The sequence below is a fragment of the Bradyrhizobium jicamae genome, from assembly GCF_018130695.1.
In the GTDB taxonomy this organism is placed as follows: domain Bacteria; phylum Pseudomonadota; class Alphaproteobacteria; order Rhizobiales; family Xanthobacteraceae; genus Bradyrhizobium; species Bradyrhizobium jicamae_B.
Genome location: NZ_JAFCJX010000003.1, coordinates 91,411 through 116,205, shown reverse-complemented (window position 1 = coordinate 116,205; position 24,795 = coordinate 91,411). Strand labels below are relative to the sequence as shown.

Genomic DNA, 24,795 nt, shown 5'->3' with positions numbered 1-24,795 from the left:
TTAAGGTTGATGCGATTAAGGACGGGTTACCGAATTCGGTAGGGATAACAACAGGTAAACGAACGACGGCGGACGATGTCGTTGAAGATGCTCGATTTCCCCGCCGGCCGCCGGCGCCGAAGCGGCAAAAACCCTCCCCGTAGTAGAACGGATGTGGGATAGACCCTTGAGGAAACGCAGCAGCGAGCAGGATCAGATGAAAGCCGTTGTCGTCGAGCAGTATGCGCCGATCGATCAGATCGCGCTGAAGGAGATCGCGGTGCCCGCTGTCGGCGCCGGCCAGCTCCGCATCAAGGTGCAGGCCGCGAGCATCGGCTTTGTCGACGGGCTGAAGGTCGAAGGCCGCTACCAGACCAGGGATTCGCTGCCCTTCACGCCCGGCGCGGAATTCGCCGGCATCGTGGATGAAGCCGCGGGCGACGTGACGGGCTTCGCACCCGGTACGCCGGTGCTGGGCATGGCGCGCTCGGGTGCGCTTGCCGAATACATCGTGGTGCCGGCCGCCGCGGTCGAAATCATGCCCGAGGGACTTGCGCCGGAGGCTGGTGCTGCCTTCCGCACCAACTATCTCACCGCGCTCTATGCGCTCGGCGAGCGCGGCACGCTGCGCGCCGGCGAGCATCTGCTCGTGCTCGGCGCCGCCGGCGGCACCGGCATCGCGGCGATCCAGGTCGGCAAGCTGCTCGGCGCGCGCGTCACCGCCGCTGCGTCGACGGAAGAGAAGCGCGCGTTCGCCAGAAGCTTTGGCGCCGACGATGTCATCGACTACACGCGCGCCGACTGGCGCGACGCGCTGAAGGATCTCACCGGCGGCGATGGCGCCGACGTGATCTTCGACCCCGTCGGCGGCGAGGTGTCGGTGCAGGCCTTCCGCTCGATCGCCTGGAACGGCCGTCATCTCGTGGTCGGCTTCGCCGCCGGCAGCATTCCGGCCTTGCCGTTCAATTTGCCCTTGCTCAAAGGCGGCATTCTGATCGGCGTCGACGTCGCGCAAATCGCTAAGCGCGAGCCGGAGGCCCAGGCGCGGGTGCTGACGCAACTGTCGGCGTGGCTGCGCGACGGACAGCTCAAGCCGGTGGTCGGCAAGGTGTTCGCGTTCACCGATTTTCGCGAGGCGTTCAAGACGATGCAGACACGCGCGGCGTTGGGGAAGATGGTGGTGCGGATTGGGTAGCTCTTTCCGTCGTGTTGGCGAATGTGTTGCGCACCATCAGCGATCACGACTGCCGTAGGGTGGGCAAAGGCGCCCTCGCGCCGTGCCCACCATCCTCGGCGCGCTCGTGATGGTGGGCACGCTTCCGCCTTCGTTCGTTGAGCTACGGCAGACGGGGTCGCTTTGCCCACCCTACGGCAGTTCGACATGGTTTCGCATTCTCGCGACATGATTTGCCCGAGTCTTTCATTTCGTTTCGCCCTCTCTCTAGATCGAGGGCGCAGGGAAAGCCGGGTGCACGCTGCACCCGCGGTCCCGTGTGCAATGGGTAGAAAGTGGCGCACACGAGCATACAAATGCAGCGGAGGCACGCCGGCCTTCCCTGCGCGATGGCTTTACGGCTTATACGTGCTCGCCCTGGTGAGACTCTGCTTTTGTGCCACCATCATCCGCGATCGGCTTTGGACCTTTCGCGTGCTTACCACCAACATCGGGGCGGCAGGCCCACACGACTTCGCCGTCCGCCTTGCGCACACACGTCAATTGCACGCTCGGCGGCCACCGCATCTGCACCCACGTCCGTGACGTTCGCGAAACGCCCCTCGTATCGGGTGAGACGGACACATTAGACACCTGATTTGGGTCGCACGTCAAGCATTATTCGTCGAATCAGAAGAGCATTTCTGAAAAATATTCGATCCGTGGAACGACGGATGCTCGCAGGCCCGTATCCCGCGATATGCGGACCGCTGTCCCCGGAATGTCGTTTCCGCCTTCGCTCTGCGAGCTCCGGGCTACGGCACCGCCTTGGCCGCGCCCGCCCCGCAGCAAACAGCACTATTCAATCATCGGCGCATACCAGTACTCGACAATCGACCCAAAATTGCACGACCCGACAGCGCCACTGTCTTGAATCAACTGCTGAACAGACCAAGCTCCATCAATTGATCGGGTCAACAGGCGACATCTCGGCAAGGCAACTTTTCTGCGGATGTTGACCAGACCACATACGGCGAAGGCGCGATTCGCCTGGGCCGATTTGTCGAATTCTATTCAGCATACACCATAGCACGCGTGAGAGATTGCTATGGACCGAACCGCTGACAAGGACGTCGATTGCCGCGCCATACCGCATTATTCGATGGGATGGCGTCGTGGCCGCAGTCTCGCTGTTGCCATGATCAGCGCCGCGGGCATCCTTCTGTTCGCGACCGGCGCCGAGGCTCAATGCACGGCGCGAGACAGTTTGCAGAACCAGCTGAGGCTGAAGAAAACTCCGTCAGCTCGTGCGCCGCAAATTGCAATCACATCCGCTGCCGATGTGTCGGTGTGGAAGACGATCACAATCGGGACTTTTGCAAATTCGCTCGCCCTCCGTAACGCGCTCGATGCAGTGGGTTGCAGCGTCGGGGGTTCGGCTGCGGAAATTCTGGCTCGACCGGCCTTTACCCTCCGCTCCACGAGAACCAGACTGGATCTTTTTTCAGTGTCGGCGGCCGAACTCGGCCTTCAGACCGATACCGCATCGCTGGCGGACATTTATGCGCGCGCTCAACAGTTGGGTTTTGGACTTGCGGAAGCGGAGGTCGGTCCGCAGCTGAGGCTGCAATATTTTGATCAGCCGATCGGTGAATTTCTCATCGTCGCAATGAAGCCAATCAGGACCTGGACGGGCGAGCCTGTCATCCTGAACGTAGCCAATGGTGGAGCGGGACTAGCCCTCATTGGCCAGGATGGCAGCGCCGGCGCACAAATATCCGCGGCATCCCGTTTCCTGTTCGCACGGCCAAAAACCGCGGCACCTGCGGACGGGGTGGAGGAGGCAGACGCACTCGACCGTCATTGAAGGAATCTAACGCGACGTAGCTGTAGGGCGGATTAGCCGGAGGCGTAATCCGCCGCGGCATCTACGGCGAAGAACGGCGGATTACGCTGCGCTAATCCGCCCTTCGCTGTACTCAAGTACCAATCGTCAATTCGCGCCGGCGCGCGCGGCCGGCATGTAGATCTGCGCGTAGCCTTCCTTGATGGCTGACGTGATGCGGTCGAGCCTTCGGTCGATGTGCTTCTCCAGCACGGAGACGCACCTCTCCTCGTCGCGCGCCTTGAGGCCTTCGACGACGGCGCGGTGCTCGGCCTGGGTGTTGGAGCGGTTGATCCGGTCCATGTCGATCCAGCGCACGAAGCGGATGCGGGCGTTGACGTTGCGCAGCACGCGCAGCATCTCGGTATTCCCCGACATGCCCATCAGCCGCTCGTGGAAGGTTTCGTCGAGCTCGACCAGTTCGACGGAAGAGCGCTCGCCGGGATCGGGGCCGGTCGCCTGCAGGAACGCCAGCAGCGCGTCGATGTCCTCGTCCCTGGCGCGCTTGATCGCGAGGCGGATGGAGGCGATCTCGATCGACTTGCGCAGCTCGTAGAGATCGAAGATCTCGTGGGCGTCGAGCTCGCGGCAGAAGAAGCCCTTGCCCGGGGTGAAGCGCAGGAAGCCTTCGGTGTTGAGGCGGTTCAGCGCCTCGCGCAGCGGCGTGCGGCTGACGCCGAGCCGCTTGGCCAGCTCGCCCTCGTTCAGCCGTTCGCCGGGCTTGAACTCATAGCTGATCGCCATCGCCTTGAGCTGCTCATAGACGCGGTCGACGATGCTGTCGGAGTTCAGTTCCACGGGACCCTTCGCGATTGCATGCATTGGCGAACACAGCTCAATATATCGACGCCCTGCTCCCGCTGGCAACGCGACCGGCGCCGTTGTTCAGCGCCTTTTCAGCCGAACACACGCGGGCGCAGGCCGGCGTGAAACCAGGTGATCATGGAGTAGATGTCGTAGACGGGCAGCCCGACCTCGGCCTGCAGCGCGGCCGCGTATGGCGGCATGTTGGTGCATTCGAGCACGATGGCGCCGACATCCGGATGGCGCGCCACCAGTTCCTTGCCGGCCTCGACCACGTCGCGCTCGGCCTGCGCGACATCCATGTCGTCCTTCTCGGCCTTGATCAGGACGCGGAAGAACTCCTTGCCGTTCTCGGTGCCGACCACCGGCGTATCGAGCGGCACGCCGGCACCTTCGAGATGCGCCGGCGTCAGCGTCGAGCCTGACACGGTGACGAGGCCGACGCGCTTGCCCGGCGGCAAGGTCGCCTGCACCCACGGCACCTGCATCAAGGACGAGGTCGCAACCGGCACGCCGACGGCGGCCGCGAGCTCCTTCTGGAACAGCGCGAGGAAGCCGCAATTGGTGGTGATGGCTTCAGCGCCGAGCCGCACCAGCTCCTTCGCGGCATCGATGAAATCGGGCAGCAGCCCGGCCGCCCCCTTCAGCACCACCTTCTCCGGCGATGCGCCGCCGACCACGCGATAGAGCACCGGGAACGGCCAGGTGGTGCCGTTGCCCATGTCGCCGTGAATGCGGGGAAAGCGCGCTTCCAGCATCAGGATGCCGAGCGGCGCACCGTAGAGCGCCTTGCCGCCGCGGGCGATACGAGAGGTGGTGTTCGCAGGATAGGTCATGACGCGATGTCTCAGAGGAAGCGAGAGGGTGCGAAGGGATCAAGCGGGATTTCCGGCGGCTTGCCGCTGACGAGTTGCGCGACGAGCCGGCCGGTGCGGGCCGAGCCGACCAGGCCGATATGGCCGTGGCCGAAGGCGTAGACGACGTCGCGCGTGGCGCGGGCGTAGCCGATACAGGGACGCCCGTCCGGCATGCTCGGCCGATGCCCGAACCAGGTTTTGATGCGCGAGGCCGGGATGTTCTTCGGCAGTTTCGGGAACATGCTGAGGAGATGATCGCGCAAGATCTCCGCGCGCTTCCAGTTCGGTGCGGCGTCGAGACCCGCGATCTCCACGGTGCCGGCAGCGCGCAGGCCCTTGTCGGTCCAGTTCACGACCATCTTGGCGTCGGAGGCCATCATCGAATTGCGCGGACCGGACTCCGGGCTCTCGATCATGACGTGATAGCCGCGCTCGGTCTCCAGCGGCAGCGGATCGCCGATCGACGACGTGAGCTGCCTGGAGCGCGCACCGGCGGCCACGACCGCGGCATCGCAGGCGATCTCGCCGCTCTCGGTCATGACGGCGACGAGCTTGTTGCCGTCGAGCTTCAATCCCGTTGCCTTGGCCACAACGCGCTTTGCACCAAGCAATTCTGCGTGCGCGGCCAGGGCTGCGACGTAAGAGCCGGGATCGCGGCACCGCCCCGCCTCCTCCACGACGACGCCGAAGGTGTAGCGCGGATGCAGGTCCGGCTCGCGCTGGCGCATCTCGTCTTCGTTGAGCTCGAGCCACTCGACGCCGACGCGCTTGCGGATGCGCCAGCCCAGGTCCCCATCAAAGGGCGCGCGCGAGGGAAACACGTGCATCACGCCGCGCCGCTCGACCAGTTCGGGGACGCCGGCCTCCTCCGCGAGCCGCTTGTGCAACAGCGGCGCATCCTTCAGGAGATCGCGCAATGCCCATGCGGTCTTTTCGACCTGCGCCTCGGTCCAGCTCGACAGCAGATATTTGATCAGCCAGGGCAGCGCCTTCGGCAGATAGGACCAGCGGATCGCGAGCGGACCGAGCGGATCCATCAGATAGCCCGGCACCTTCTTCCACGTCCCGGGTTCAGCCGGCGGGATCACCGAATGCGAGGATAGCCAGCCGGCATTGCCATAGCTCGCCGCCTGCTCGCCGCCGGACGGGCCGGGATCGATCAGCGTGACCCTGTGGCCCTCGCGCAGCGCCTCGATGGCGCTGATGACGCCGACCGCGCCGGCGCCGATGATCGCGACGTGCAAACCGGCAGCTTGAGGCATCAGTTCTTCGCCTCCGGGACAAAGTCCTTGCCGACCGAGAGCGCGCGCTGATCGACCAGGCAATGCAGGATCGCGGGCTTGCCGGACGCCAGCGCACGCTCGAACGCCGGGGCAAAATCCTCGGTGCGCTCGACGCGCTCGCCATGGCCGCCGAACGCCTTGGCGTACAGCGCGAAATCCGGGTTCTTCAATTGCGTGCCGACGACGCGGCCGGGATAATCGCGCTCCTGGTGCATGCGGATGGTGCCATACTGCGCGTTGTCAATCACGATCACGATCAGCGGGGCGTCATACTGCACGGCGGTCGCGAACTCCTGACCATTCATCAGGAAGCAACCGTCGCCGGCAAACGCCACGACGACGCGATCGGGATGATGCCGCTTGGCCATCACGGCCGCCGGCACGCCGTAACCCATCGAGCCCGAGGTCGGCGCGAGCTGGGCGGCGAACGAATGGAAGCGATGGTGGCGATGGATCCAGCCGGCATAATTGCCGGCGCCGTTGCAGACGATCGCATCCTTCGGCAGCCGATCGCGCAGCCAGGTGACGACTTGGCCATACTGGAACGCGCCCGGCAGCTCGCGCGGCTTCTCGGTCCAGGCGAGATAATCCGCATGCGCCTTGGCCGCCTCGCCCTTCCAGGCCGGCGCAGACGCAGGCTTCATCTGTTCGACGGCAGCGGCGAACGCGGTGGGCGTCGCCTGGATCGCCAGCGTCGGCTGATAGATGCGGCCGAGTTCTTCGGAGCCCGGATGCACATGGATCAGCTTCTGCTTCGGCGAGGGAATGTCGAGCAGCGTGTAGGACGATGACGGCATTTCCGACATGCGGCCGCCAATCAGCAGGATCACGTCTGCATTGTCGATGCGCGCCTTCAGGCTCGGGCTCGGGCCGATGCCGACATCGCCGGCATAATGCGAATGATCGGCGTCGAACAGCGAGGCGCGGCGGAACGAGGTTCCGACCGGAAGATCGAAACGCTCGGCAAAGCGCGCGATGCCCTTGGCGGCGTCCGCCGTCCAGCCGGAGCCGCCGAGGATAACCAGCGGCGACTTGGCGCTTGCGAGCATGGTGCCGAGACACTCGAGATCGGATGGTGCCGGCCAGCTCACAGCGGGCTCGACCTTCGGCGCGTCGGAGACGGCCGCGGTCTCCGTCAGCATGTTCTCCGGCAGCGAGATCACGACAGGACCGGGACGGCCCTGCAGCGCGATGCGGAAGGCGCGCGCGACCAACTCCGGAATGCGATCGGGCTTGTCGATCTCGACCACCCATTTCGCCATGGTGCCGAACACCGCCTTGTAGTCGAGCTCCTGGAACGCCTCGCGTTCGCGCATGCCGGTGTCGACCTGGCCGACGAACAGGATCATCGGCGTGGAATCCTGCATCGCGATGTGGACGCCGTGGCTGGCATTGGTCGAACCGGGGCCGCGGGTGACGAAGCAGATGCCGGGCTTGCCGGTCAGCTTGCCGTAAGCTTCCGCCATCATCGCCGCCCCGCCCTCGGCGCGGCAGATCACGACGTCGATCGCGCTGTCATGCATCGCGTCCAGCGCCGCCAGATAGCTCTCGCCGGGCACGCAGGTCACGCGCTCGACCCCTTGCGCAACCAGCTGATCGATCAGGATCTGGCCCCCGGTGCGGGCGTTGGATTTGGTCATGACAGCTCCCTGCAGGCTTTGGCGATGCGTCCGAGCGCCTCGCGCAGATTTTGTTCCGAGGTTGCGTAGGACAGGCGGAAATACGGCGCAAGGCCGAAGCAACTGCCCGGGACGACCGCGACATCATGCTGTTCCAGCAGATAGCGGCAAAAATCGCTGTCGCTGCCGATTTGCATACCGCCATGCGTGCGACGCCCGATCAGGCCGGCGCAGCTGGCGAAGGTATAGAACGCGCCTTCAGGGCGGCGGCAGGTCACGCCCTCGATCGCATTGAGCGCATCGACCACGAGATCCCTGCGGCGCTGGAACGCGGCGCGGCGTTCGGCCAGCACCTCCTGCGGACCGCTCAGTGCGGCGATTGCAGCGGCCTGGCTCACCGAGCACGGATTGGTCGTGCTCTGGCTCTGCACGACCGCCATCGCCGCGATCAGCTCGCGCGGGCCGCCGCCATAGCCGACGCGCCAGCCGGTCATGGCATAGGCCTTCGACACGCCGTTGACGGTGAGCGTGCGCGACTTCAGCCGCGGCTCCATCGCAGCCGCGGTGACGAAGTGCATCCCGTCATAGGTCAGGTGCTCATAGATATCGTCGGCCATCAGCCAGACATGCGGATGGCGCAGCAGCACGTCGAGGATCGGGCGAAGCTGTGCCGCGGAATAGGCAGCACCGGTCGGGTTCGACGGCGAGTTCAGCAGCAGCCAGCGGGTGCGCGGCGTGATGGCGCGTTCGAGATCGGCGGCGTCGAGGCGAAAGCCGTTCTCCGCGCGGCAGGGCACGTCGACCGGCGTGCCGTCGGCGATCTTCACCATGTCGGCGTAGCTGGTCCAATAGGGCGCGGTGAGGATCACTTCGTCGCCGGCACTCAGCGTCGCCATGAAGGCATTGTGGATCACCTGCTTGGCGCCCGCGCCCGCCGTGATCTCGTCGCTGGCATAGTCGACACCATTCTCGCGGCGGAACTTGTCCGCAATGGCGGCCTTCAGCTCCATCGTGCCGTCGAGGATGGTGTATTTGGTCTGGCCGGCGCGGATCGCCCTCTCCGCGGCTTCCTTGACGTGATCGGGCGTGTCGAAGTCGGGCTCGCCGGCACCGAGCACGATCACCGGCCGCCCCTCCCGCTTCAGGCGTTGCGCGACAGCCCCGATCTTGAGGATCTCGGAGACGCCGATCGCGCCGATGCGCTGCGCGGGACGGAAGGTTGACGGCAGATCGTGAACGGTCACGGGTGGCTCCGCATTTTATGCGCGTGCAGCGATCGCGATCACCTCGATGCGATAGCCGGGATCGGCAAGCTCGACCTTGCCGCAGGCGCGCGTCGGCGCATTGCCCGGCACGACCCAGGCATCGTAGACCGCGTTCATCGCCTCGAAATCGTCCATGGTCTTGAGCCAGACCTGCACGCTGAGCAGCCGCGACTTGTCGGTACCGGCGCGCGCCAGCATGTCGTCGACCTTCGCCAGCGCCTCGCGGGTCTGCTGGGCGATATCTGATGTCTTGGTGTCCGCGACCTGGCCGGCCAGGAACACGAGATCGCCGAACACGGACGCGCGGCTGCGGCGCTGGTTCTGATCGATGCGGGTGATGTCGGTCATGGGATATCCTTTTCTTGTTGTTATTTGCCGGTCGCGATGATGCGGCGGCAGTGGTCGAGCGCGGCGCCAATGAGATTGTCGCTGGCCTCCGGCGTACGGAACGCCGAATGCGCCGACAGCGTCACGTTGGGCAGTGTGGTGAGCGGATGGCCGGCCGGCAGCGGCTCGACGGTGAAGACGTCGAGGCCGGCATGCGCGATATGGCCGGAGCGCAACGCGTCGAGCATCGCGGCCTCGTCCACCAGCGCGCCGCGCGCGGTGTTGATCAGGATGACGCCGGGCCGCAGCGCGGCGATGCGCTCGCGGCTGAGGAAGTTTTTGGTGTCGTCATTGAGCAGAAGATGCAGCGAGATGACGTGGCTCTCGGCCAGCAGCCTGTCCAGCGAGACGAACTCGACGCTCGCGTGCGTCTTCGGCGTCCGGTTCCAGGCAATCACCTTCATGCCGCAGCCCGCTGCCATGCGCGCGGCTTCCGCGGCGATGCCGCCGAAGCCGATCAGGCCGAGCGTCTTGCCGGTGAGCTGAATGGCGTCGCGGCGCAGCCAGTTGCCGGCACGCATGCCGCGATCCATCTCGCCAAAGCTCTTGGACGACGCCCACATCAGCGCGATCGCACATTCGGCAACGGCGGTGTCGCCATAGCCCTTGATGGTGTGGACGGAGATGCCGTGCTCGGCGAGTTCTTCCGGATTCATGTAGCTGCGCGCGCCGGTGCCGAGGAAGACGATGTGCTTCAGGCCTTTGCACTGGGCGGCGATCGAAGTCGGCACGGCGGTATGGTCGACGATCATGATCTCCGCGCCATCGAGCAATGCGGGCAGATCGTCGGGCTTGATGCCGGCGTTGCGGTTGATCGCGACCGGCAGCTTTTGCGCGGCCAGCAGCTTGTCGGTGACATCTGCCAGCGTGTCGTTGGCATCGACGAATAGAGCGCGCATGGGCCTCTCCTTTTGGTCTTGGGCTCTGGGACCGGCCCCATTTCCGGGGAATCGACCCAAAATACCGTATTGCATTTTGTCCTGAATACAGGAATAGTCGAAGCGCCGGAGTTGATCAACGACTTTTTCTTGGGAGCCTGACCATGAATCGCAGGGACGCACTCACCACCGTGGCGCTGGCAGGCGCCGCGCTTGCCGCCTCCACCTCGGCCAAGGCCGACACCCCGTCCTCGGAGTCCTCGATCGAGCGCATCAAGAAGAGCGGCGTGCTGCGGATCGCCGTGATCGTCGGCCAGGAGCCCTACTTCCATAAGGACCTCGCCACCGGCCAATGGTCGGGCGCCTGCATCGACATGGCCACCGACATCGCCGGCAAGCTCGGTGCGAAGGTCGAGACGCTGGAATCGACATGGGGCAACCAGATCCTCGATCTGCAGGGCGGCAAGGTCGACCTTGCGTTTGCCGTGAACCCGACGCCGGAGCGCTCGCTGGTGATCGACTTCTCGACCCCGATCCTGGTGCACTCCTTCACCGTCATCACCAAGAAGGGCTTTGCCAAGCCGCAGACCTGGGCCGAGCTCAACAAGCCCGAGGTGAAGATCGCGGTCGATATCGGCTCGACGCATGAGACGATCGCGCGGCGCTACTGCCCAAAGGCAACCATCCTCGGCTTCAAGAGCCGCGACGAGGCGATCCTGGCGGTCGCGACCGGCCGCGCCGACTGCAACGTATCGCTCGCCGTGCTGGCAGTGTCGACGCTGAAGAAGAATCCCAATCTCGGCGAGCTTGCGATCCCGCGACCGCTGCTGACGCTACCGACCAACATGGGCATCCGCGCCGAGAGCGACCGCCGCTACAAGGACTTCCTCAGCGCCTGGGCCGACTACAACCGCTCGCTCGGCCAGACCCGCGAATGGATGCTGAAGGGATTCGAGGCCGTGGGCTTGAGCGCGGACGACATTCCCGGCGAAGTGCAGTTCTGATCCCGCGCCGATGTACGCCTGGGATTTCGCGGCACTCAAGCCCTATTGGCCCCTGATCTGGCAGGGCCTCATGATCACCGTGTTCTACACGGTGATCACGGTGGTCACGGGACTGGTGATCGGGCTTGCCGTCGGCATCCTGCGCACCAATTCGCCGCGCTGGGTTTCGGTGCCGCTGCGCCTCTACATCGAGGTGTTCCGCTGCACGCCGCTGCTGGTGCAGCTGGTCTGGGTCTACTACGCCCTGCCCGTCCTGATCGGCGTCGACATGTCGCCGGCAATGGCCTGCTTCGTCGCGCTCTCGCTCTATGCCGGCTCGTTCTATGCGGAGATCTTCCGCGGCGGCATCGAGGCCGTCGACAAGGGCCAGTGGGAAGCCGGCCGCGCCATCGGCATGCGCCGCGGCCGGATCTTTCGCCGCATCGTGCTGCCGCAGGCGATCCAGGTGATGATCCCCTCCTTCATCAACCAGACCATCATGCAGTTGAAGAACACCTCGCTGGTCTCGGTGGTCGCAGTCGGCGACCTCCTCTACCAGGGCACGGTGATCACCGCGGCGAGCTACCGGCCGCTCGAGGTCTATACGACGATCGCGGTGCTGTATTTCGTCGTGCTGTTTCCGCTCACCTTGGTCGCCGACCAGGTCGAGCTCCGGATGGGAGCGCACCGATGAGCGCCGATGGCGTGACGCTGGAAGCCAGCAACATCCACAAAGCGTTCGGCAACAACCACGTGCTGAAAGGCGCATCGCTGTCGGTCGCGCGCGGCGAGGTCGTGACGCTGATCGGCGCCAGCGGCTCAGGCAAGTCCACTTTCCTGCGCTGCCTCAACCTGCTCGAAATGCCGCAACAGGGCGAGCTTGCGATCGGCACCCACCGCTTCGCCTTCGGCAAGGGCCTGCGCGCCCCCGTCGACGCCGAGCTCGCGCAGCTGCGCGAGAACGTCGGCATGGTGTTCCAGCACTTCAACCTGTTCCCGCACATGTCGGTGCTCGGCAATCTGACCGAGGGTCCGGTGCAGGTGAAGGGCATGGCGCAGGCCGAGGCCAGGGCGCTCGCTCGCGATCTGCTCGCCAAGGTTGGCCTTGCCGACAAGGCCGACGCCTATCCGAGCCGGCTGTCCGGCGGCCAGAAGCAGCGCGTTGCGATTGCGCGTTCGCTCGCGATGAAGCCCGACGTGATGCTGTTCGACGAGCCGACCTCCGCGCTCGATCCGGAGTTGGTCGGCGAAGTGCTGGCGGTGATCCGCAGCCTCGCCGCCGAGGGCATGACCATGGTGCTGGTGACCCACGAGATGGCGTTTGCCGCCGACGTCTCCACCCGCGTCGGCTTCATGAATGACGGCGTCATGGCCGAGGTCGGCAGCGCGGAGGAGATCATCCGCCGTCCCCGCAGCGAGCGGCTGAAGGCGTTCCTCAGCCGCTTCCACGAGGCGAAGTAGACGCTCTCATCCGCACCCGTGCCCCGGGCGCGGCGCAGCACAAAGTGATACGCCGCTGAACCGGGGCCCATCCATCGGCGTCTTTCGCAAGGACATGGGTCCCGGCTCTGCGGCGCACCGCTGACGCGCTGCGCCGCGTCCGGGACACGAGCGTTGCAGGGTAAACGCTTAGAGCGACCGCGCGATCAACAGCTTCATGATCTCGTTGGTGCCGCCATAGATCTTCTGGATGCGAGAATCGATGAACATCCGCGAGATCGGGTATTCCTGCATGTAGCCGTAGCCGCCGAACAGCTGCAGGCATTCGTCCGCGGTCTCGACCTGCTTCTCCGAGCACCACCATTTCGCCATCGACGCCGTGACGGTGTCGAGATCACCGGCGACCAGACGATCGACGCACCAGTCGACGAACACGCGGGCGATCATCGCCTCCGTCTTGCGCTCGGCGAGCTTGAAGGCGGTGTTCTGGAATTCGAGCAGCGGTTTTCCAAATGCGGTGCGCTCCTTGGTGTATTCGGAGGTGAGCTTCACCGCGCGTTCCATCGAGGCGACGGCGCCGATCGCGAGCGACAGCCGCTCCTGCGGCAATTGCTGCATCAGCTGGACGAAGCCGTTGCCCTCCTCGGTACCGAGCAGGTTCTCCGGCGGAACCGTGACATTGTCGAAGAACAGTTCCGACGTGTCGGAGGCGTGCAGGCCGATCTTGTCGAGATTGCGCCCGCGCCGATAGCCCTCAGTGCCCGCAGTCTCCACCACGATCAGCGAAATGCCCTTGGAGCCCGCGCCTCCCGTGCGCGCGACCACAATGACGAGATCGGCGGCCTGGCCGTTGGTGATGAACGTCTTCTGGCCGTTGATGACGTAGGAATTGCCCTGCTTCTTGGCCGTGGTCTTCACGGCTTGCAGATCCGAGCCGGTGCCAGGCTCGGTCATCGCGATGGCGCCGACCATCTCGCCGGAGGCCATCTTCGGCAGCCAGCGCGTCTTCTGCTCCTCCGAGCCGTAGTTGAGGATGTAATGCGCGACGATCGCGCTGTGCACGGAGACGCCGGTGGTGACTTCCGGCACCGTGCTCTCGATGTCCTCCAGCACCGCCGCGTCATAGGCAAAGGTCGCCCCTAACCCGCCATAGGCCTCCGGCACGCTCGGCAGCAGCGCGCCCATCTCGCCGAGCGCCCGCCACGCCGAGCGATCGACCATCTTCTGCGTGCGCCACTTCTCGGCATGCGGCGCCAGATCCTTGGCGAGGAATTTCTTGAACTGGTCGCGGAAGGTATCCAGCTCTTCAGTCATCCAGGACGATCGGTAGTGCATCGCTTCCTCGCTATCAGATCAGCAGACCGCCGCCGGCGACGATCACCTGACCGCTGATGTAGTTCGATTCCGGGCTGCAGAACAGATAGACCGCATCCGCCGCCTCTTCCGGCGTGCCGCCGCGGCCGAGCGGGATCATCCGGCCCATCGCCTCCAGCATCTGCGGCTGCACGCCGACCTTGATGTCGCGGCCCGCGACGTCGATGGTTTTCTGCTGGCTCTCGATCGGCTGGGTCAGGCGGGTGTTGATCAGGCCGAACGCCACGCAGTTGACGTTGACCTTGTAGCGGCCCCACTCCTTGCACATCGTGCGCGTGAGCCCGATCAGCGACGCCTTCGCCGAGGAGTAGCTCGCCTGCCCGGCATTGCCGTAGAGGCCCGCGATCGAGGAGATGTTGACGACCTTGCGGAACACCTCGCGGCCGGCCTCGGCCTCCTTCTTCGCCAGCACCCGGATCGGCTCGGCGGCGGCGCGCATGATGCGGAACGGTGCGACCAGATGGACGTCGAGCATGGCCTGGAACTGCTCGTCGGTCATCTTCTGGATCGTTGAGTCCCAGGTGTAGCCGGCATTGTTGACGATGATGTCGAGCCCGCCGAAGCGTTCGATCGCGCTGCCTACGAAGCGATCGGCAAAGCCCGCTTCGGTGACGCTGCCGTTCACCGCGACAGCCTCGCCGCCGGCAGCCTTGATCTCGGCGACCACGGCATCGCCCGGCTCGGCATCGAGATCGTTGATCACGACCTTGGCGCCCTCGCTTGCGAGCTTCAGTGCAATCGCCCGCCCAATGCCGCGGCCCGAGCCTGACACGAGCGCGACCTTCCCTTTCAGTTTCGACATGATTTCTCCCTTGGCAAACCGAATATTCAACTCGAGCCGCTCGCTCCGCTTCACCTCGCCCCGCTTGCGGGGAGAGGTCGGAACGCATCGTCAGATGCGTTCCGGGTGAGGGGGTACAGGTCTCACCGCTCGCATCGCTCGCGGATGCAGCCCCTCACCCCAACCCTCTCCCCGCAAGCGCGGGGCGAGGGAGCGCAGTCCCTTCGTGGCTCGACGGTATCCCCTACCCTACAGCGCGATGATGGCTTCGCCGGCGAGCTTGGTCTCACCGGTTTGGTCCTTGGTGGTGAGCGCGATCCTGGCGCGCTTCTCGCCCTTGTCCTCGAACAGCTCGGTCACCGTGCCCTCGCAAGTCAGCCTGGCGCCAAGCTGGGTGATCGCCGCGAAGCGCGTGGAGAAGGAACGGATGCGCGACGGCGTGACCGCATCCGTCAGCGCCTGGCCGAGATAGGCCATGACAAGCATGCCGTGGGAGAACACGTCCGGAAAACCGGCCGCCTTGGCAAAGTCGAGATCGACATGGATCGGATTGTGGTCGCCGGAGGCGCCGCAATAAAGCGCGAGCCGGTGGCGGGTGATTGGCGGGAATTCCTTGTGGACGATGCGGTCGCCGACCGATGGCTGCTGGCTCATGACGGCCTCGCATTGCGCACCACGACCGTGCGCGAGACATCGGCGACATGGACGCCGTTCTGGTTGGTGACCGGCGTATCGACCACGATCAAGGTCATCGCCCCGCCCTTCTTCTCGGTCACGCCAGTGACGCGCGGCTTGAAGGTCAGGATGTCCCCGACCACGACGGGCGCGTGATAGTCGAAGCGCTGCTCGCCATGCAGCACGCGGGCGAGATCGATGTTGAGCGCGGTCAGGAACTCGAACGGGATGGTCGCGTCCATCATCTCCAGGCAGAACAGATAGGTCGGCGGCACCGGGGCCGCCGCATACCCGGCCGCCTTCGCGGCGGTCTCGTCGCGATAGATCGGATTGGTCTCGCCGATCGTGTCGAGGAAGAAGCGCAGGCGCCCCGGCTCGACACGCGCGGTGACCGGCGTGAACTCACGCCCGACGGCGGATTGATCGACCATCTCGACCTCAGGCGCGTTCGTAGAGCGTGACGACGCAGGCCCCGCCGAGCCCGAGATTGTGCTGCAGGCCGAGCCGCGCCCCCTCCACCTGGGTCGCCTGCGCGGTGCCGCGCAGCTGCCGCGTCAGCTCGTAGCACTGCGCGAGGCCGGTTGCACCGAGCGGATGGCCCTTCGACAGCAGGCCACCGGACGGATTGGTGACGATGCGGCCGCCATAGGTGTTGTCGCCATCGTCGATGAATTTTGCGGCGCCGCCCTCCGGGCAAAGCCCGAGACCTTCGTAAGTGATCAACTCGTTATGCGCAAAACAGTCGTGCAGCTCGACGACGTCGAGATCGTTGGGCCCGATGCCGGCAGCCTCATACACCTTTTTCGCGGCGTCGCGCGCCATGTCGTAGCCGACCACCTGCATCATGTCGCCGGCGCCGAAGGTCGATGCCGTATCGGTCGTCATCGCCTGGGCTGCGATGCGCACGCTCTTGTTGAGACCGTGCTGATCGGCAAACTTCTCCGAGACCAGGATCGCCGCGGCGCCGCCGCAGGTCGGCGGGCAGGCCATCAGGCGCGTCATCACACCCGGCCAGATCACCTGGTCGTTCATCACATCGTCCGCGGTGACCTCTTTGCGGAACAGCGCCAGCGGATTATTTTTGGCGTGGCGGCTTGCTTTCGCGCGTACCTTGGCGAACGCAGACAGCGGCGTGCCGTGCTTCTTCATGTGGCTGAGGCCGGCGCCGCCGAAATAGCGCAACGCCAGCGGCACGCCGGGGGCATCGACCAGCTTGTCGGCCGCGGCATCGAAATCGTCGAAGGCGCTGGGGCGATCGGTGAAGACGGCCCCTAACGCACCCGGCCTCATCTGCTCGAAGCCGAGCGCCATCACGCAATCGGCCGCGCCTGACTCGATGGCCTGCCGCGCCAGGAACAGCGCGGTCGAGCCGGTCGAGCAATTGTTGTTGACGTTGACGATCGGGATGCCGGTCATGCCGACGCCATACAGCGCGCGCTGGCCGCAGGTGGAGTCGCCATAGACATAGCCGACATAGGCCTGCTGCACCTTACCGTAATCGAGCCCGGCATCGGCGAGCGCGAGCTTCGCCGCCTCCGCGCCCATCACGTGATAAGGCGCATTGGCGCCGGGCTTGACGAACGGGATCATGCCGACCCCGGCAACATGGCTGCGTGACGTCATTTGCTCCTCCCGGAATTTACCCGCTGGACTATTTATTACCCATGGGTAATATACGGACCATCCCGAGTCAATGCGGTACAGTCAGCGACATGGACGCCCGTTCCCCCAGTCCCCCCTCTCCCTGGCTTCCCTTCGCAAGCCGGCGCCGCGCGCGCGACGAGAAGCGCGAGGCGGTGCTGCGCATGGCGGTCGCGCTGTTCCTCGAGCAGGGCTATCACCGCGCCACGCTGAACGAGGTCGCAAGACGGCTCAACATCACCAAGCCGGCGCTGTACAATTACTTCCGCGGCAAGGACGAGATCCTGTTCGAGTGCTGGGCGATCGGCAACGAGCTGGTCGATGATTGCATCGCCGAGACGTCGTCCGGCGGCGGCTCGGGGCTCGACAAGCTGCGCAAGCTGCTGCTGCTCTATGCCGAGCTGATGACGGAGGATTACGGCAAGAGCCTCGTCCGCTTCGACATCCGCGATCTCAGCGAGGACAACCGCAAGATCGTGCGGACGGCGAAGCGCCGGATCGACCGCGCCTTCCGCGACTATATCGCGCAGGGAATCGCCGACGGCACGATCAAGCCGTGCGATCCGAAGCTCGCGGCCTTCGCGATCGCGGGCTCGCTGAACTGGATCGGTCACTGGTTCCAGCCCGACGGCGCGATGACCGGCAAGGCCGTCGCCGAGGAATTCGCGATCCGCCTCACCGAGGGCATCGCCACGACATCAAAACGCAAGAAGGCGGACAAGCCGCCCGGCACAAGCAAACCATCCAGGGAGGATCGAGGTGAACATCACGCACGGACTGCGCCGCGCGCTGCAGGTCAATCCAAACGGACTCGCCATCGTCTGCGGTGAGCGCAGGCGCACCTGGCGCGAGGTCGGCGACCGCGTCGCTCGCCTCGCCTCCGCCATTCGCGGGCTCGGGGCGAAAGACGGCGACCGCGTCGCCGTGCTGTCGCTGAATTCCGATCGCAATCTCGAGCTCTATCTCGCCGTCGGCTGGGCCGGCGCGGTGATCGTGCCGCTCAACATCCGTTGGAGCCCGCTCGAGAACGAGGATGCGATGCGCGACTGCCGCGCAGAAATCCTGTTCGTCGACAAGGCGTTTGCACCGGTTGGCACTGCGCTCGCCAAGGCCATCCCTGCCCTCAAGCTGGTCTATGCCGATGACGGCGAAACGCCGGAGGGCATGGCCGGTTACGAGACGCTGATCGCGCAGAGTCAGCCGATCGCGGACGCGATGCGCAAGCGCGACGACCTCGCGGGCATCTTCTACACCGGCGGCACCACGGGCCGCTCCAAGGGCGTGATGCTGAGCCACGGCAATCTGATGGCCAATGCGCTGAACGCGCTCAGCGAAGGACTATGGCCGGCCGGCACGACCTACCTGCACGCCGCCCCGATGTTCCATCTCGCCAATGGCGCGGCGATGTATTCGGTGCTGCTCGGTGGCGGTTCCAATGTCGTGATCCAGGGCTTTACGCCCGATGGCGTCGCGGCCGCGATCCAGAAGGAACGCGTCACCGACGTGCTGCTGGTGCCGACCATGATCCAGATGTTCGTCGATCACCCCTCGCTCGGCAATTACGACCTGTCGTCCCTGAAGGGGATCGCCTACGGCGCATCCGTGATCAGCGATGCCGTGCTGATGCGCGCGATGAAGGCGCTGCCGCATGTCCAGTTCACCCAGGCCTATGGCATGACCGAGCTGTCGCCGATCGCGACCATCCTGCACTGGAAGGAGCATATCGGCGATGGCCGCGCCAAGGGCCGGCATCGCGGCGCCGGCCGCGTCACCTTCGGCTGCGAGGTGAGAATCGTCGATGCCGACGACAACCCTGTTCCCTCAGGCACCGTTGGGGAGATCGCGGTGCGCGGCGACGTCGTGATGATGGGCTATTGGGAGCGGCCGGAAGAGACCGCGCGCGCCGTGATCGACGGCTGGATGCACACCGGCGACGGCGGCTACATGGACGAGGACGGCTTTGTCTATGTGGTTGATCGCGTCAAGGACATGATCATCTCCGGCGGCGAGAATGTCTACTCGGCCGAGGTCGAGAACGCGCTGGCGCAGCATGCGGCGGTGGCGCAATGCGCCGTGATCGGTATTCCCAGCGAGCGCTGGGGCGAGCAGGTCCATGCCGTCGTCGTGCTGAAGGCCGGTGCTTCAGCGACGCCCGAGGAACTGATGGAGCACTGCAAGACGCTGATCGCCGGCTACAAATGCCCGCGCAGCGTCGACATCACGCCGAACCCGCTACCGCTCTCCGGCGCCGGCAAGATCTTGAAGCGCGAATTGCGCAAGCCGTATTGGGAGAACCGCGAGCGGAGGGTCAGCTGACGCGCCTCGCATGGGGCTGCGTCGCCGGTGGGCGTTGACATCGGGCCGCGCGACCGATTCAATTTCGCGAAACACCTCCTTTCGCGAGCCAAGATGTCCATCACCGATACCAATGCCGACGGAAAGCCCCGCCGCCTGATGCACCGCCGCTCGGTCGAGTGCCTCGGCTATCTCAGAGATGACGGCCTCTGGGAGGTCGAGGCGCGGCTGGTCGACACCAAACCGTATCCGCGGCAGGACCGCTATCGCGGCGCGCGGACATCAGACGATCCCGTGCACGACATCCGCCTGCGCCTTGCGGTCGACGACAGTTTCCTGATCCACGAGGCCGGCACCACGATGGCCTCGACGCCCTACCCGTCCTGCATCGACGTCGAAGGCATCTTGCAGCGCCTGGTCGGCGAGCGCATCGGCAAGGGCTGGCGCGAGACCGTCCGCGGCAAGATCGGCAAGCTCGAGACCTGCACGCATCTGCAGGAATTGCTGGGACCTGCGGTGACGACGCTGTTCCAGACGGTGTCGACGAACAAGGGCGATCCGGAAGACCGCACATGGTCGGAGCGCGCGCGTGAGATGACCAAGCCGCCGTTCTTCGTCGGCGGGTGTTATTCGTGGCGGCTCGATGGGCCTGTTGTCGCGGAGATGTTTCCGCAATTCGCGACGAAGCCGGAAGCGAAGCAAGAATCGTAGCGTCGTAGGGTGGGCAAAGCGACTTGTCCGCCTTAGCTCGAAGAGCGAAGGCGGAAGCGTGCCCACCTTCGCGAGCACGCTTGTGATGGTGGGCACGGCGCAAGAGCGCCTTTGCCCACCCTACGCATCAAGTGCGCGCGAAGCTTGTCTTGAATTTTTCCCAAAGTTCTTTCGCGTCGCTGTGATAGGCGTCGCGCATCGCCTCTGCAAAAGTGCGACCATCGAGAACATCCTTCATCATCCGGTCGAACGCGGCGCGATCGCTCTCGTGCAGATAGCTCACGAACAGGCCTGCCTCGCGATAGGCCAGCACGGTCGGATACCACGCCGGATCCTGCTGCGCGGGCGCGCGGGCGAACCTGATCTCGGTCAGATTGAATAGGCTGCCGGCGTCGTTGATCTCGATCTGCTCGCCGCGCGAGATGGCCTGGCGCGCCTCCTCCTCGCTGACCAGCTCGGCGCCGCCGCCATCGGACACCATCACCGCGAGGCCTTCCTTGAACCAGTTCGGCAGCGCGACGTAAGTGAGCGAGCCCGTCCACGCCTGACGCGCGAGCCAACCTTGGATATGTGCGTGCGAAAGTTCGTGGGTGAGGATCCCAGGCAATCGCCGGCGTTGCAGTGAGAACAGTTTTGGCGACAGGTTGATCCGGCCGAACAGCGTGGTGCCCACAGGACCCATGGAGCCGATGCCGTTGGCCGCCATATACGCCTCCGGCGTTGCGTAGGCGCCCAGCGTGACCGGTTGCGCGAAGCGGCGGCCTTGCACGGCTTCGACCCGCGCAACCGCAGCCGGCAACAGCTTCGCGACGTCGCGCGCAAATTCCTCGGCACCGGGCTCGTAGTGAACCAGGTTGTTGTCTGACAATGCCGGCAGCCCGTCGGGGACGTTCCACCAACCCGAGATGAGATGGCGCGTGGCCGGCAAGGAGAACGCCGCACCCGTGCCGATGACGATCAGCGCCAGCGGCACAGCGATGATGATCCAGACGATACGGCGAAGCATGGCAAACTCCCCTGTCGTTTCCTTGGAATCTTTCAGTCAGCCTTCAACGTGTCTCCGGCGTTTCGTCCTCCGCCGTCTCTTCCGTCAAAACTTTCGGCGGCCAGGCGCCGCGCCGCGTCAGCGCCTCGTGCAGGAGCTTTTCGATCTGGCCCTGCCGCGAGCGCAGCTCGGCGGAGGCCAGGCGATCGATCAGCTCCAGCAGCGGACCGCCGAGCCGCAACAGCACCGCATCGGCGAGCTTGCGCACCTCACCGAGAGACGACAGGTCCGCAGTATAGAATTTCGGCGCGCGGCCGCCGGCACGCGCGATCTCATCGGCCAGCGTTTGCGCCCGCGCGGCATCGCGGCCGTGGATCAGCACCCTGGCGCCGGCGATGGCGAGCTTCTTCGCCACGTAGCGGCCGACGCCATCGGTGGAACCGGTGATCAGGATCGTCTGACCGTTCACATTCATCGCCGAGTTCCATTCTGATGTGGATTTGCACAGTTTGTCGCGCGGCTCGCGGTCGCAGAGGACTACACCCATCTGCGGCGCTCCGCCACGCGCCGGCATAGCTGCGTTCTGGTATCGTGTGACCTCAAATCAGGCCGTGGCGCGATTGCCGGGCCTTGCGCGAGCGAGAGCACGATGTTTGCGTCCGCTTCGAACAGGATCATGCGCAATGCGCCGTTGCAACCGTACGGCATGCTGCTGCTGTTCGGCGCGCTGACCGCGCTGCCGACGATTCTGGCCATCCGCCTGCTGGAGCCGGGGCTCGTCCTGCCCGCGCTCAGCATGCTGCTGTTCATACAGGCGGCGATCACCGCGATCGTGGCCTGCGCCATTCACGTGCAGAGGAATTCGACGCACATCACCTTGTGGGATTTTGCCGGCGCATTCACCCTGATGGGGTGCGCGGCGGCAATTCTCGGCGAGCCGGACCAGGCGGCGTTGTTCTTCGAGGAACAGGCTGCGCTCCGTCCGGGTTCGCGACCGTAAACCGCGTTTGTTTGCGCATGATCTTCTCGGAAAACCGCTTCACACTTTTCCGGATCATGCGGTAAGTCCCAGGCCGGGCCCCTCTGGCAGCCAAAAAGCTGCGATGTCGGACTGGAATGAAGTTGGAGTGGCCCTGTTTCGACCTGTGGCGCCGTTCGGATCTTCAGCCGGATGGCGATATATCCCACGTCAGGATCGGACCACTCCCCGACAGCAAGGGGAGCAAGATCCATGTCCGAACTGTTTTCGCTCGATATGCTCGGCGCGCTGGTGCAGGTCGTCGTCATCGACCTCGTGCTGGCCGGCGACAACGCCGTCGTGATCGGTCTCGCCGCCGCCGGCCTGCCCGAGCAACAGCGCAGCAAGGCGATCCTGATCGGCATCGGTGCGGCGACGCTGCTGCGCATCATGTTTGCCGTGGTGGCGACGCAGATCATGCAGATCGTCGGCCTGCTGCTGGCGGGCGGACTCCTGCTGCTATGGGTGTGCTGGAAGATGTGGCGCGAATTGCGCGCATCTCACACCGCCGAGCTGGCGACCGCCGGCGGACCGGGCGCGATGGCGCCGCGAAAAACCCTGTTGCAGGCAACCACTCAGATCATCGTCGCCGACGTCTCGATGTCGCTCGACAATGTGCTCGCCGTAGCCGGCGCGGCGCGCGAGCACCCGATCGTTCTGGTCTTCGGCCTGATGCTCTCGATCGCCATGATGGGCGCCGCCGCGGCCTTCATCGCGCGGCTGCTGCAAAACTATCGCTGGATCGCCTATGTCGGCCTCGCCGTCATTCTCTATGTCGCCATCGACATGACGATCCGCGGCGCCGGCGATGTCGCCAGGATCGCGCCGACATAATGTGGCACGGCGGCGGTCCGCACCGCGGCCCTTGCCGTGGCGACCGCTCACGATACCTCCTTAAACTGTGATGTTCCATGACTCACTTTTAGGTTGCATTCGCTGCCAGCGCCCCGCACACTTGCCGCGAGGGTCGAACTGACGTCGGCAGAAGTGTCCGGCGTCAGTTCGACTCAGATTGGAAAAACCAACTTCATTGGAGATATGACAATGGCAGCACCCACCTCCGGCGGAATCCGTCCGCTCTATGGCGTCATCATTCGCGACAAGTGCAAATATGCCGATCTCAATACGCTGAAGGCTTACAAGACGGTGGCGAACGATCTGCTGAAGGATCACAACGGCGCCGACGCCGACGATCTCAAGGCGTCGCTGAAGGACCTCGACGCCGCGATCAAGGCGAAAGGCGGCTGACGCCGGCATCGCGACCTTCGGCCTGACGTCGCAATCGGGGCGCGGTTCCTGCGCCCCGCATGCGAACCGCCGTGCGAGCCCTCCGGACGACATGCAATGGATCAAGCTCTCGACGATACGCCGCGACGACGGCTGTCGCTCAGCGACCAGCTCGACTGCGTGCCGGTCTATGTGGTGTGGGAGCTGACGCTCGCCTGCAATCTGAAATGCATCCATTGCGGCTCGCGGGCCGGCCATCGCCGCGCCCGCGAGCTGACGACCGACGAATGCATCGACGTGATCCGGCAGCTCGCCGAGCTCGGCACCCGCGAGATCTCGATCATCGGCGGCGAGGCCTTCATCCGCCGGGACTGGCTGACCATCATCCGCGCGATCAGCGACCACGGCATCGACTGCACCATGCAGAGCGGCGCCTACAAGCTGTCGTCGTCCATGCTGCGCTCCGCGGCCGACGCCGGCCTGCTCGGCCTCGGCGTCTCCATCGACGGGCCCGAGGCGCTGCATGACCGGCTGCGCGGCGTCCGCGGCTCCTATCGCGAAGCGCTGCGCGTGCTCGACGATTGCCGGCAGATCGGGCTAACCGCGAGCGTCAACACCCAGATCACGGCGTCGGTGATGCCTGATCTTCCGCAGGTGATGGAGACCATCATCGCGGCGGGCGCAAAGTACTGGCAGGTGCAGCTCACCGTCGCGATGGGCAATGCGGTCGATCACGACGACATCCTGCTGCAGCCCTACGATCTCGCGACACTGATGCCGCTCCTGGCGGAGCTGCATCTGAAAGGGCGCGCGCACGATCTGGTGCTGCTGCCCGGCAACAATATCGGCTATTTCGGCCCGCACGAGGTGCTGTGGCGCGGCCCGGACCGCGGCTATTACTCAGGCTGCCCCGCGGGACAGAATGTGATCGGGCTGGAAGCCGACGGCACGGTGAAGGGATGCCCGTCGCTGGCGACCGATCGTTACGGCGCCGGCGATGTTCGTTCCACATCGATCGCCGAATTATGGCAATCGCACCCGGCGCTGCAGTTCAACCGCGCGCGCGGCACTGACGACCTCTGGGGCTTTTGCCGCGACTGCTACTATGCCGAGGCCTGTCGCGGCGGCTGTACCTGGACCGCAGACTCCCTGCTCGGCCGCCGCGGCAACAACCCCTATTGTCATCACCGCGTGCTCACGCTCGCCGAGCGCGGCATCCGCGAGCGCATCGTCAAGGTCGAGGACGCCCCGGCCCTGCCGTTTGCCACCGGCCGCTTCGCGCTGATCGAGGAGCCGTTGCCCAGGGAACCAACACCGGAGGCGCGCTGCACATGATTGCGAGCGGACACGCCAAAGCGGCGCCGGTGCTGGTGCTCTGCCGCCAGTGCGTTCGATACGTCTTCGAGGGCGCGCGCACCTGCCCGCACTGCCACGGCGATGCGCTCGAGATCAGCGAGCGCTACCGCGACGGCGGATATCTCGTAATCGAGACCATGCAGCGGATTGATCGCCTGCGCGAGGGCAGTGAATCGTAGGGTGGGCAAAGCGACCCCGT

General features: G+C 65.1%; 26 protein-coding genes and 1 pseudogene. 13 read left to right on the top strand and 14 right to left on the bottom strand.

Going from position 1 to position 24,795, the window contains the following annotated elements:
- The first annotated feature begins 196 nt into the window (after positions 1-196).
- The gene (locus JQ604_RS05745; RefSeq protein ID WP_212354182.1) at positions 197-1,174 is read left to right on the top strand and encodes an NADPH:quinone oxidoreductase family protein; all 978 of its coding nucleotides are present in this window, start codon (positions 197-199) and stop codon (positions 1,172-1,174) included.
- Between the two features lie 1,066 nt (positions 1,175-2,240).
- Entirely contained in the window at positions 2,241-2,999 is a 759-nt protein-coding gene (locus JQ604_RS05740) for a hypothetical protein (protein ID WP_212354180.1), read from the top strand.
- Positions 3,000-3,125: 126 nt separating this feature from the next.
- Here the strand turns inward: JQ604_RS05740 and JQ604_RS05735 are convergent, their stop codons facing one another.
- The 7 genes from JQ604_RS05735 to JQ604_RS05705 form a co-directional block, all read right to left on the bottom strand.
- Entirely contained in the window at positions 3,126-3,815 is a 690-nt protein-coding gene (locus JQ604_RS05735) for a GntR family transcriptional regulator (RefSeq protein ID WP_349631057.1), read from the bottom strand.
- A 98-nt stretch (positions 3,816-3,913) separates the two neighbouring features.
- Complete coding sequence (locus JQ604_RS05730; protein ID WP_212354176.1) at positions 3,914-4,657, bottom strand: aspartate/glutamate racemase family protein; 744 nt, start codon at positions 4,655-4,657, stop codon at positions 3,914-3,916.
- A gap of 11 nt (positions 4,658-4,668) precedes the next feature.
- Positions 4,669-5,940: an NAD(P)/FAD-dependent oxidoreductase gene (locus JQ604_RS05725; protein ID WP_212354174.1), complete on the bottom strand. Its 1,272-nt coding sequence runs from the start codon at positions 5,938-5,940 to the stop codon at positions 4,669-4,671.
- On the bottom strand, positions 5,940-7,601 hold the full coding sequence (locus JQ604_RS05720; RefSeq protein ID WP_212354172.1) for a thiamine pyrophosphate-binding protein: 1,662 nt from the start codon (positions 7,599-7,601) through the stop codon (positions 5,940-5,942). The genes JQ604_RS05725 and JQ604_RS05720 overlap by 1 nt, the downstream gene beginning before the upstream one ends.
- Complete coding sequence (locus tag JQ604_RS05715) at positions 7,598-8,824, bottom strand: pyridoxal phosphate-dependent aminotransferase (protein WP_212354170.1); 1,227 nt, start codon at positions 8,822-8,824, stop codon at positions 7,598-7,600. The genes JQ604_RS05720 and JQ604_RS05715 overlap by 4 nt, the downstream gene beginning before the upstream one ends.
- 15 nt (positions 8,825-8,839) lie before the next feature.
- Positions 8,840-9,193, bottom strand: coding sequence for a RidA family protein (locus JQ604_RS05710; protein WP_212354161.1), 354 nt, complete (start codon positions 9,191-9,193; stop codon positions 8,840-8,842).
- Positions 9,194-9,213: 20 nt separating this feature from the next.
- The gene (locus JQ604_RS05705) at positions 9,214-10,131 is read right to left on the bottom strand and encodes an NAD(P)-dependent oxidoreductase (protein WP_212354160.1); all 918 of its coding nucleotides are present in this window, start codon (positions 10,129-10,131) and stop codon (positions 9,214-9,216) included.
- A 143-nt stretch (positions 10,132-10,274) separates the two neighbouring features.
- Here JQ604_RS05705 and JQ604_RS05700 point away from each other — a divergent pair, with 143 nt between their 5' ends.
- The 3 genes from JQ604_RS05700 to JQ604_RS05690 are packed head-to-tail and all read left to right on the top strand — an operon-like array spanning position 10,275 to position 12,554.
- Positions 10,275-11,114 carry a transporter substrate-binding domain-containing protein gene (locus JQ604_RS05700; protein ID WP_212354158.1) on the top strand — a complete coding sequence of 280 codons (840 nt, stop codon included), beginning with the start codon at positions 10,275-10,277 and terminating at the stop codon, positions 11,112-11,114.
- A 10-nt stretch (positions 11,115-11,124) separates the two neighbouring features.
- A complete protein-coding gene (locus JQ604_RS05695; RefSeq protein ID WP_212354156.1) occupies positions 11,125-11,787 on the top strand; it encodes an amino acid ABC transporter permease in 663 nt (220 codons plus the stop codon).
- Positions 11,784-12,554 (top strand): amino acid ABC transporter ATP-binding protein, encoded by a 771-nt coding sequence (locus tag JQ604_RS05690; RefSeq protein WP_212354154.1) that lies wholly within the window; start codon positions 11,784-11,786, stop codon positions 12,552-12,554. Before JQ604_RS05695 ends, JQ604_RS05690 begins: the two co-directional genes overlap by 4 nt.
- A gap of 168 nt (positions 12,555-12,722) precedes the next feature.
- Here the strand turns inward: JQ604_RS05690 and JQ604_RS05685 are convergent, their stop codons facing one another.
- The 5 genes from JQ604_RS05685 to JQ604_RS05665 form a co-directional block, all read right to left on the bottom strand.
- The gene (locus JQ604_RS05685) at positions 12,723-13,868 is read right to left on the bottom strand and encodes an acyl-CoA dehydrogenase family protein (protein WP_212354152.1); all 1,146 of its coding nucleotides are present in this window, start codon (positions 13,866-13,868) and stop codon (positions 12,723-12,725) included.
- Between the two features lie 13 nt (positions 13,869-13,881).
- Positions 13,882-14,709, bottom strand: coding sequence for an SDR family NAD(P)-dependent oxidoreductase (locus JQ604_RS05680; RefSeq protein ID WP_212354150.1), 828 nt, complete (start codon positions 14,707-14,709; stop codon positions 13,882-13,884).
- 228 nt (positions 14,710-14,937) lie between these two features.
- Positions 14,938-15,342 carry a MaoC family dehydratase gene (locus JQ604_RS05675; RefSeq protein ID WP_212354148.1) on the bottom strand — a complete coding sequence of 135 codons (405 nt, stop codon included), beginning with the start codon at positions 15,340-15,342 and terminating at the stop codon, positions 14,938-14,940.
- Positions 15,339-15,794, bottom strand: coding sequence for a MaoC family dehydratase N-terminal domain-containing protein (locus tag JQ604_RS05670; protein ID WP_212354147.1), 456 nt, complete (start codon positions 15,792-15,794; stop codon positions 15,339-15,341). The genes JQ604_RS05675 and JQ604_RS05670 overlap by 4 nt, the downstream gene beginning before the upstream one ends.
- A gap of 7 nt (positions 15,795-15,801) precedes the next feature.
- Entirely contained in the window at positions 15,802-16,986 is a 1,185-nt protein-coding gene (locus tag JQ604_RS05665) for a lipid-transfer protein (RefSeq protein WP_212354145.1), read from the bottom strand.
- An 89-nt stretch (positions 16,987-17,075) separates the two neighbouring features.
- On the opposite strand from JQ604_RS05665, the gene JQ604_RS05660 reads away from it, so the two are divergent.
- The 3 genes from JQ604_RS05660 (at position 17,076) to JQ604_RS05650 (ending at position 20,010) form a co-directional block, all read left to right on the top strand.
- Positions 17,076-17,834 (top strand): TetR/AcrR family transcriptional regulator, encoded by a 759-nt coding sequence (locus JQ604_RS05660; protein WP_212354143.1) that lies wholly within the window; start codon positions 17,076-17,078, stop codon positions 17,832-17,834.
- On the top strand, positions 17,764-19,320 hold the full coding sequence (locus JQ604_RS05655; RefSeq protein WP_212354141.1) for an acyl-CoA synthetase: 1,557 nt from the start codon (positions 17,764-17,766) through the stop codon (positions 19,318-19,320). Before JQ604_RS05660 ends, JQ604_RS05655 begins: the two co-directional genes overlap by 71 nt.
- Positions 19,321-19,413: 93 nt before the next feature.
- Positions 19,414-20,010, top strand: coding sequence for a DUF2889 domain-containing protein (locus tag JQ604_RS05650; protein ID WP_212354139.1), 597 nt, complete (start codon positions 19,414-19,416; stop codon positions 20,008-20,010).
- Positions 20,011-20,137: 127 nt separating this feature from the next.
- Here JQ604_RS05650 and JQ604_RS05645 read toward each other — a convergent pair whose 3' ends face one another.
- Together JQ604_RS05645 and JQ604_RS41460 are read right to left on the bottom strand one after the other, a co-directional pair.
- Complete coding sequence (locus JQ604_RS05645) at positions 20,138-20,983, bottom strand: hypothetical protein (protein ID WP_212354136.1); 846 nt, start codon at positions 20,981-20,983, stop codon at positions 20,138-20,140.
- Positions 20,984-21,236: 253 nt separating this feature from the next.
- Positions 21,237-21,470, bottom strand: a pseudogene (locus JQ604_RS41460) (SDR family NAD(P)-dependent oxidoreductase); the annotation flags it as partial.
- Between the two features lie 201 nt (positions 21,471-21,671).
- On the opposite strand from JQ604_RS41460, the gene JQ604_RS05635 reads away from it, so the two are divergent.
- From JQ604_RS05635 to JQ604_RS05615, 5 genes are all read left to right on the top strand, one after another.
- Positions 21,672-21,995, top strand: coding sequence for a hypothetical protein (locus tag JQ604_RS05635; RefSeq protein WP_249158045.1), 324 nt, complete (start codon positions 21,672-21,674; stop codon positions 21,993-21,995).
- A 231-nt stretch (positions 21,996-22,226) separates the two neighbouring features.
- Positions 22,227-22,847, top strand: coding sequence for a TerC family protein (locus tag JQ604_RS05630; RefSeq protein ID WP_212354134.1), 621 nt, complete (start codon positions 22,227-22,229; stop codon positions 22,845-22,847).
- A gap of 210 nt (positions 22,848-23,057) precedes the next feature.
- Positions 23,058-23,261 (top strand): hypothetical protein, encoded by a 204-nt coding sequence (locus JQ604_RS05625; RefSeq protein ID WP_212354132.1) that lies wholly within the window; start codon positions 23,058-23,060, stop codon positions 23,259-23,261.
- A 96-nt stretch (positions 23,262-23,357) separates the two neighbouring features.
- Positions 23,358-24,575 carry a radical SAM/SPASM domain-containing protein gene (locus tag JQ604_RS05620; RefSeq protein ID WP_212354124.1) on the top strand — a complete coding sequence of 406 codons (1,218 nt, stop codon included), beginning with the start codon at positions 23,358-23,360 and terminating at the stop codon, positions 24,573-24,575.
- Positions 24,572-24,775 carry a hypothetical protein gene (locus JQ604_RS05615; RefSeq protein ID WP_212354122.1) on the top strand — a complete coding sequence of 68 codons (204 nt, stop codon included), beginning with the start codon at positions 24,572-24,574 and terminating at the stop codon, positions 24,773-24,775. The genes JQ604_RS05620 and JQ604_RS05615 overlap by 4 nt, the downstream gene beginning before the upstream one ends.
- The last annotated feature ends 20 nt before the right edge of the window (positions 24,776-24,795 follow it).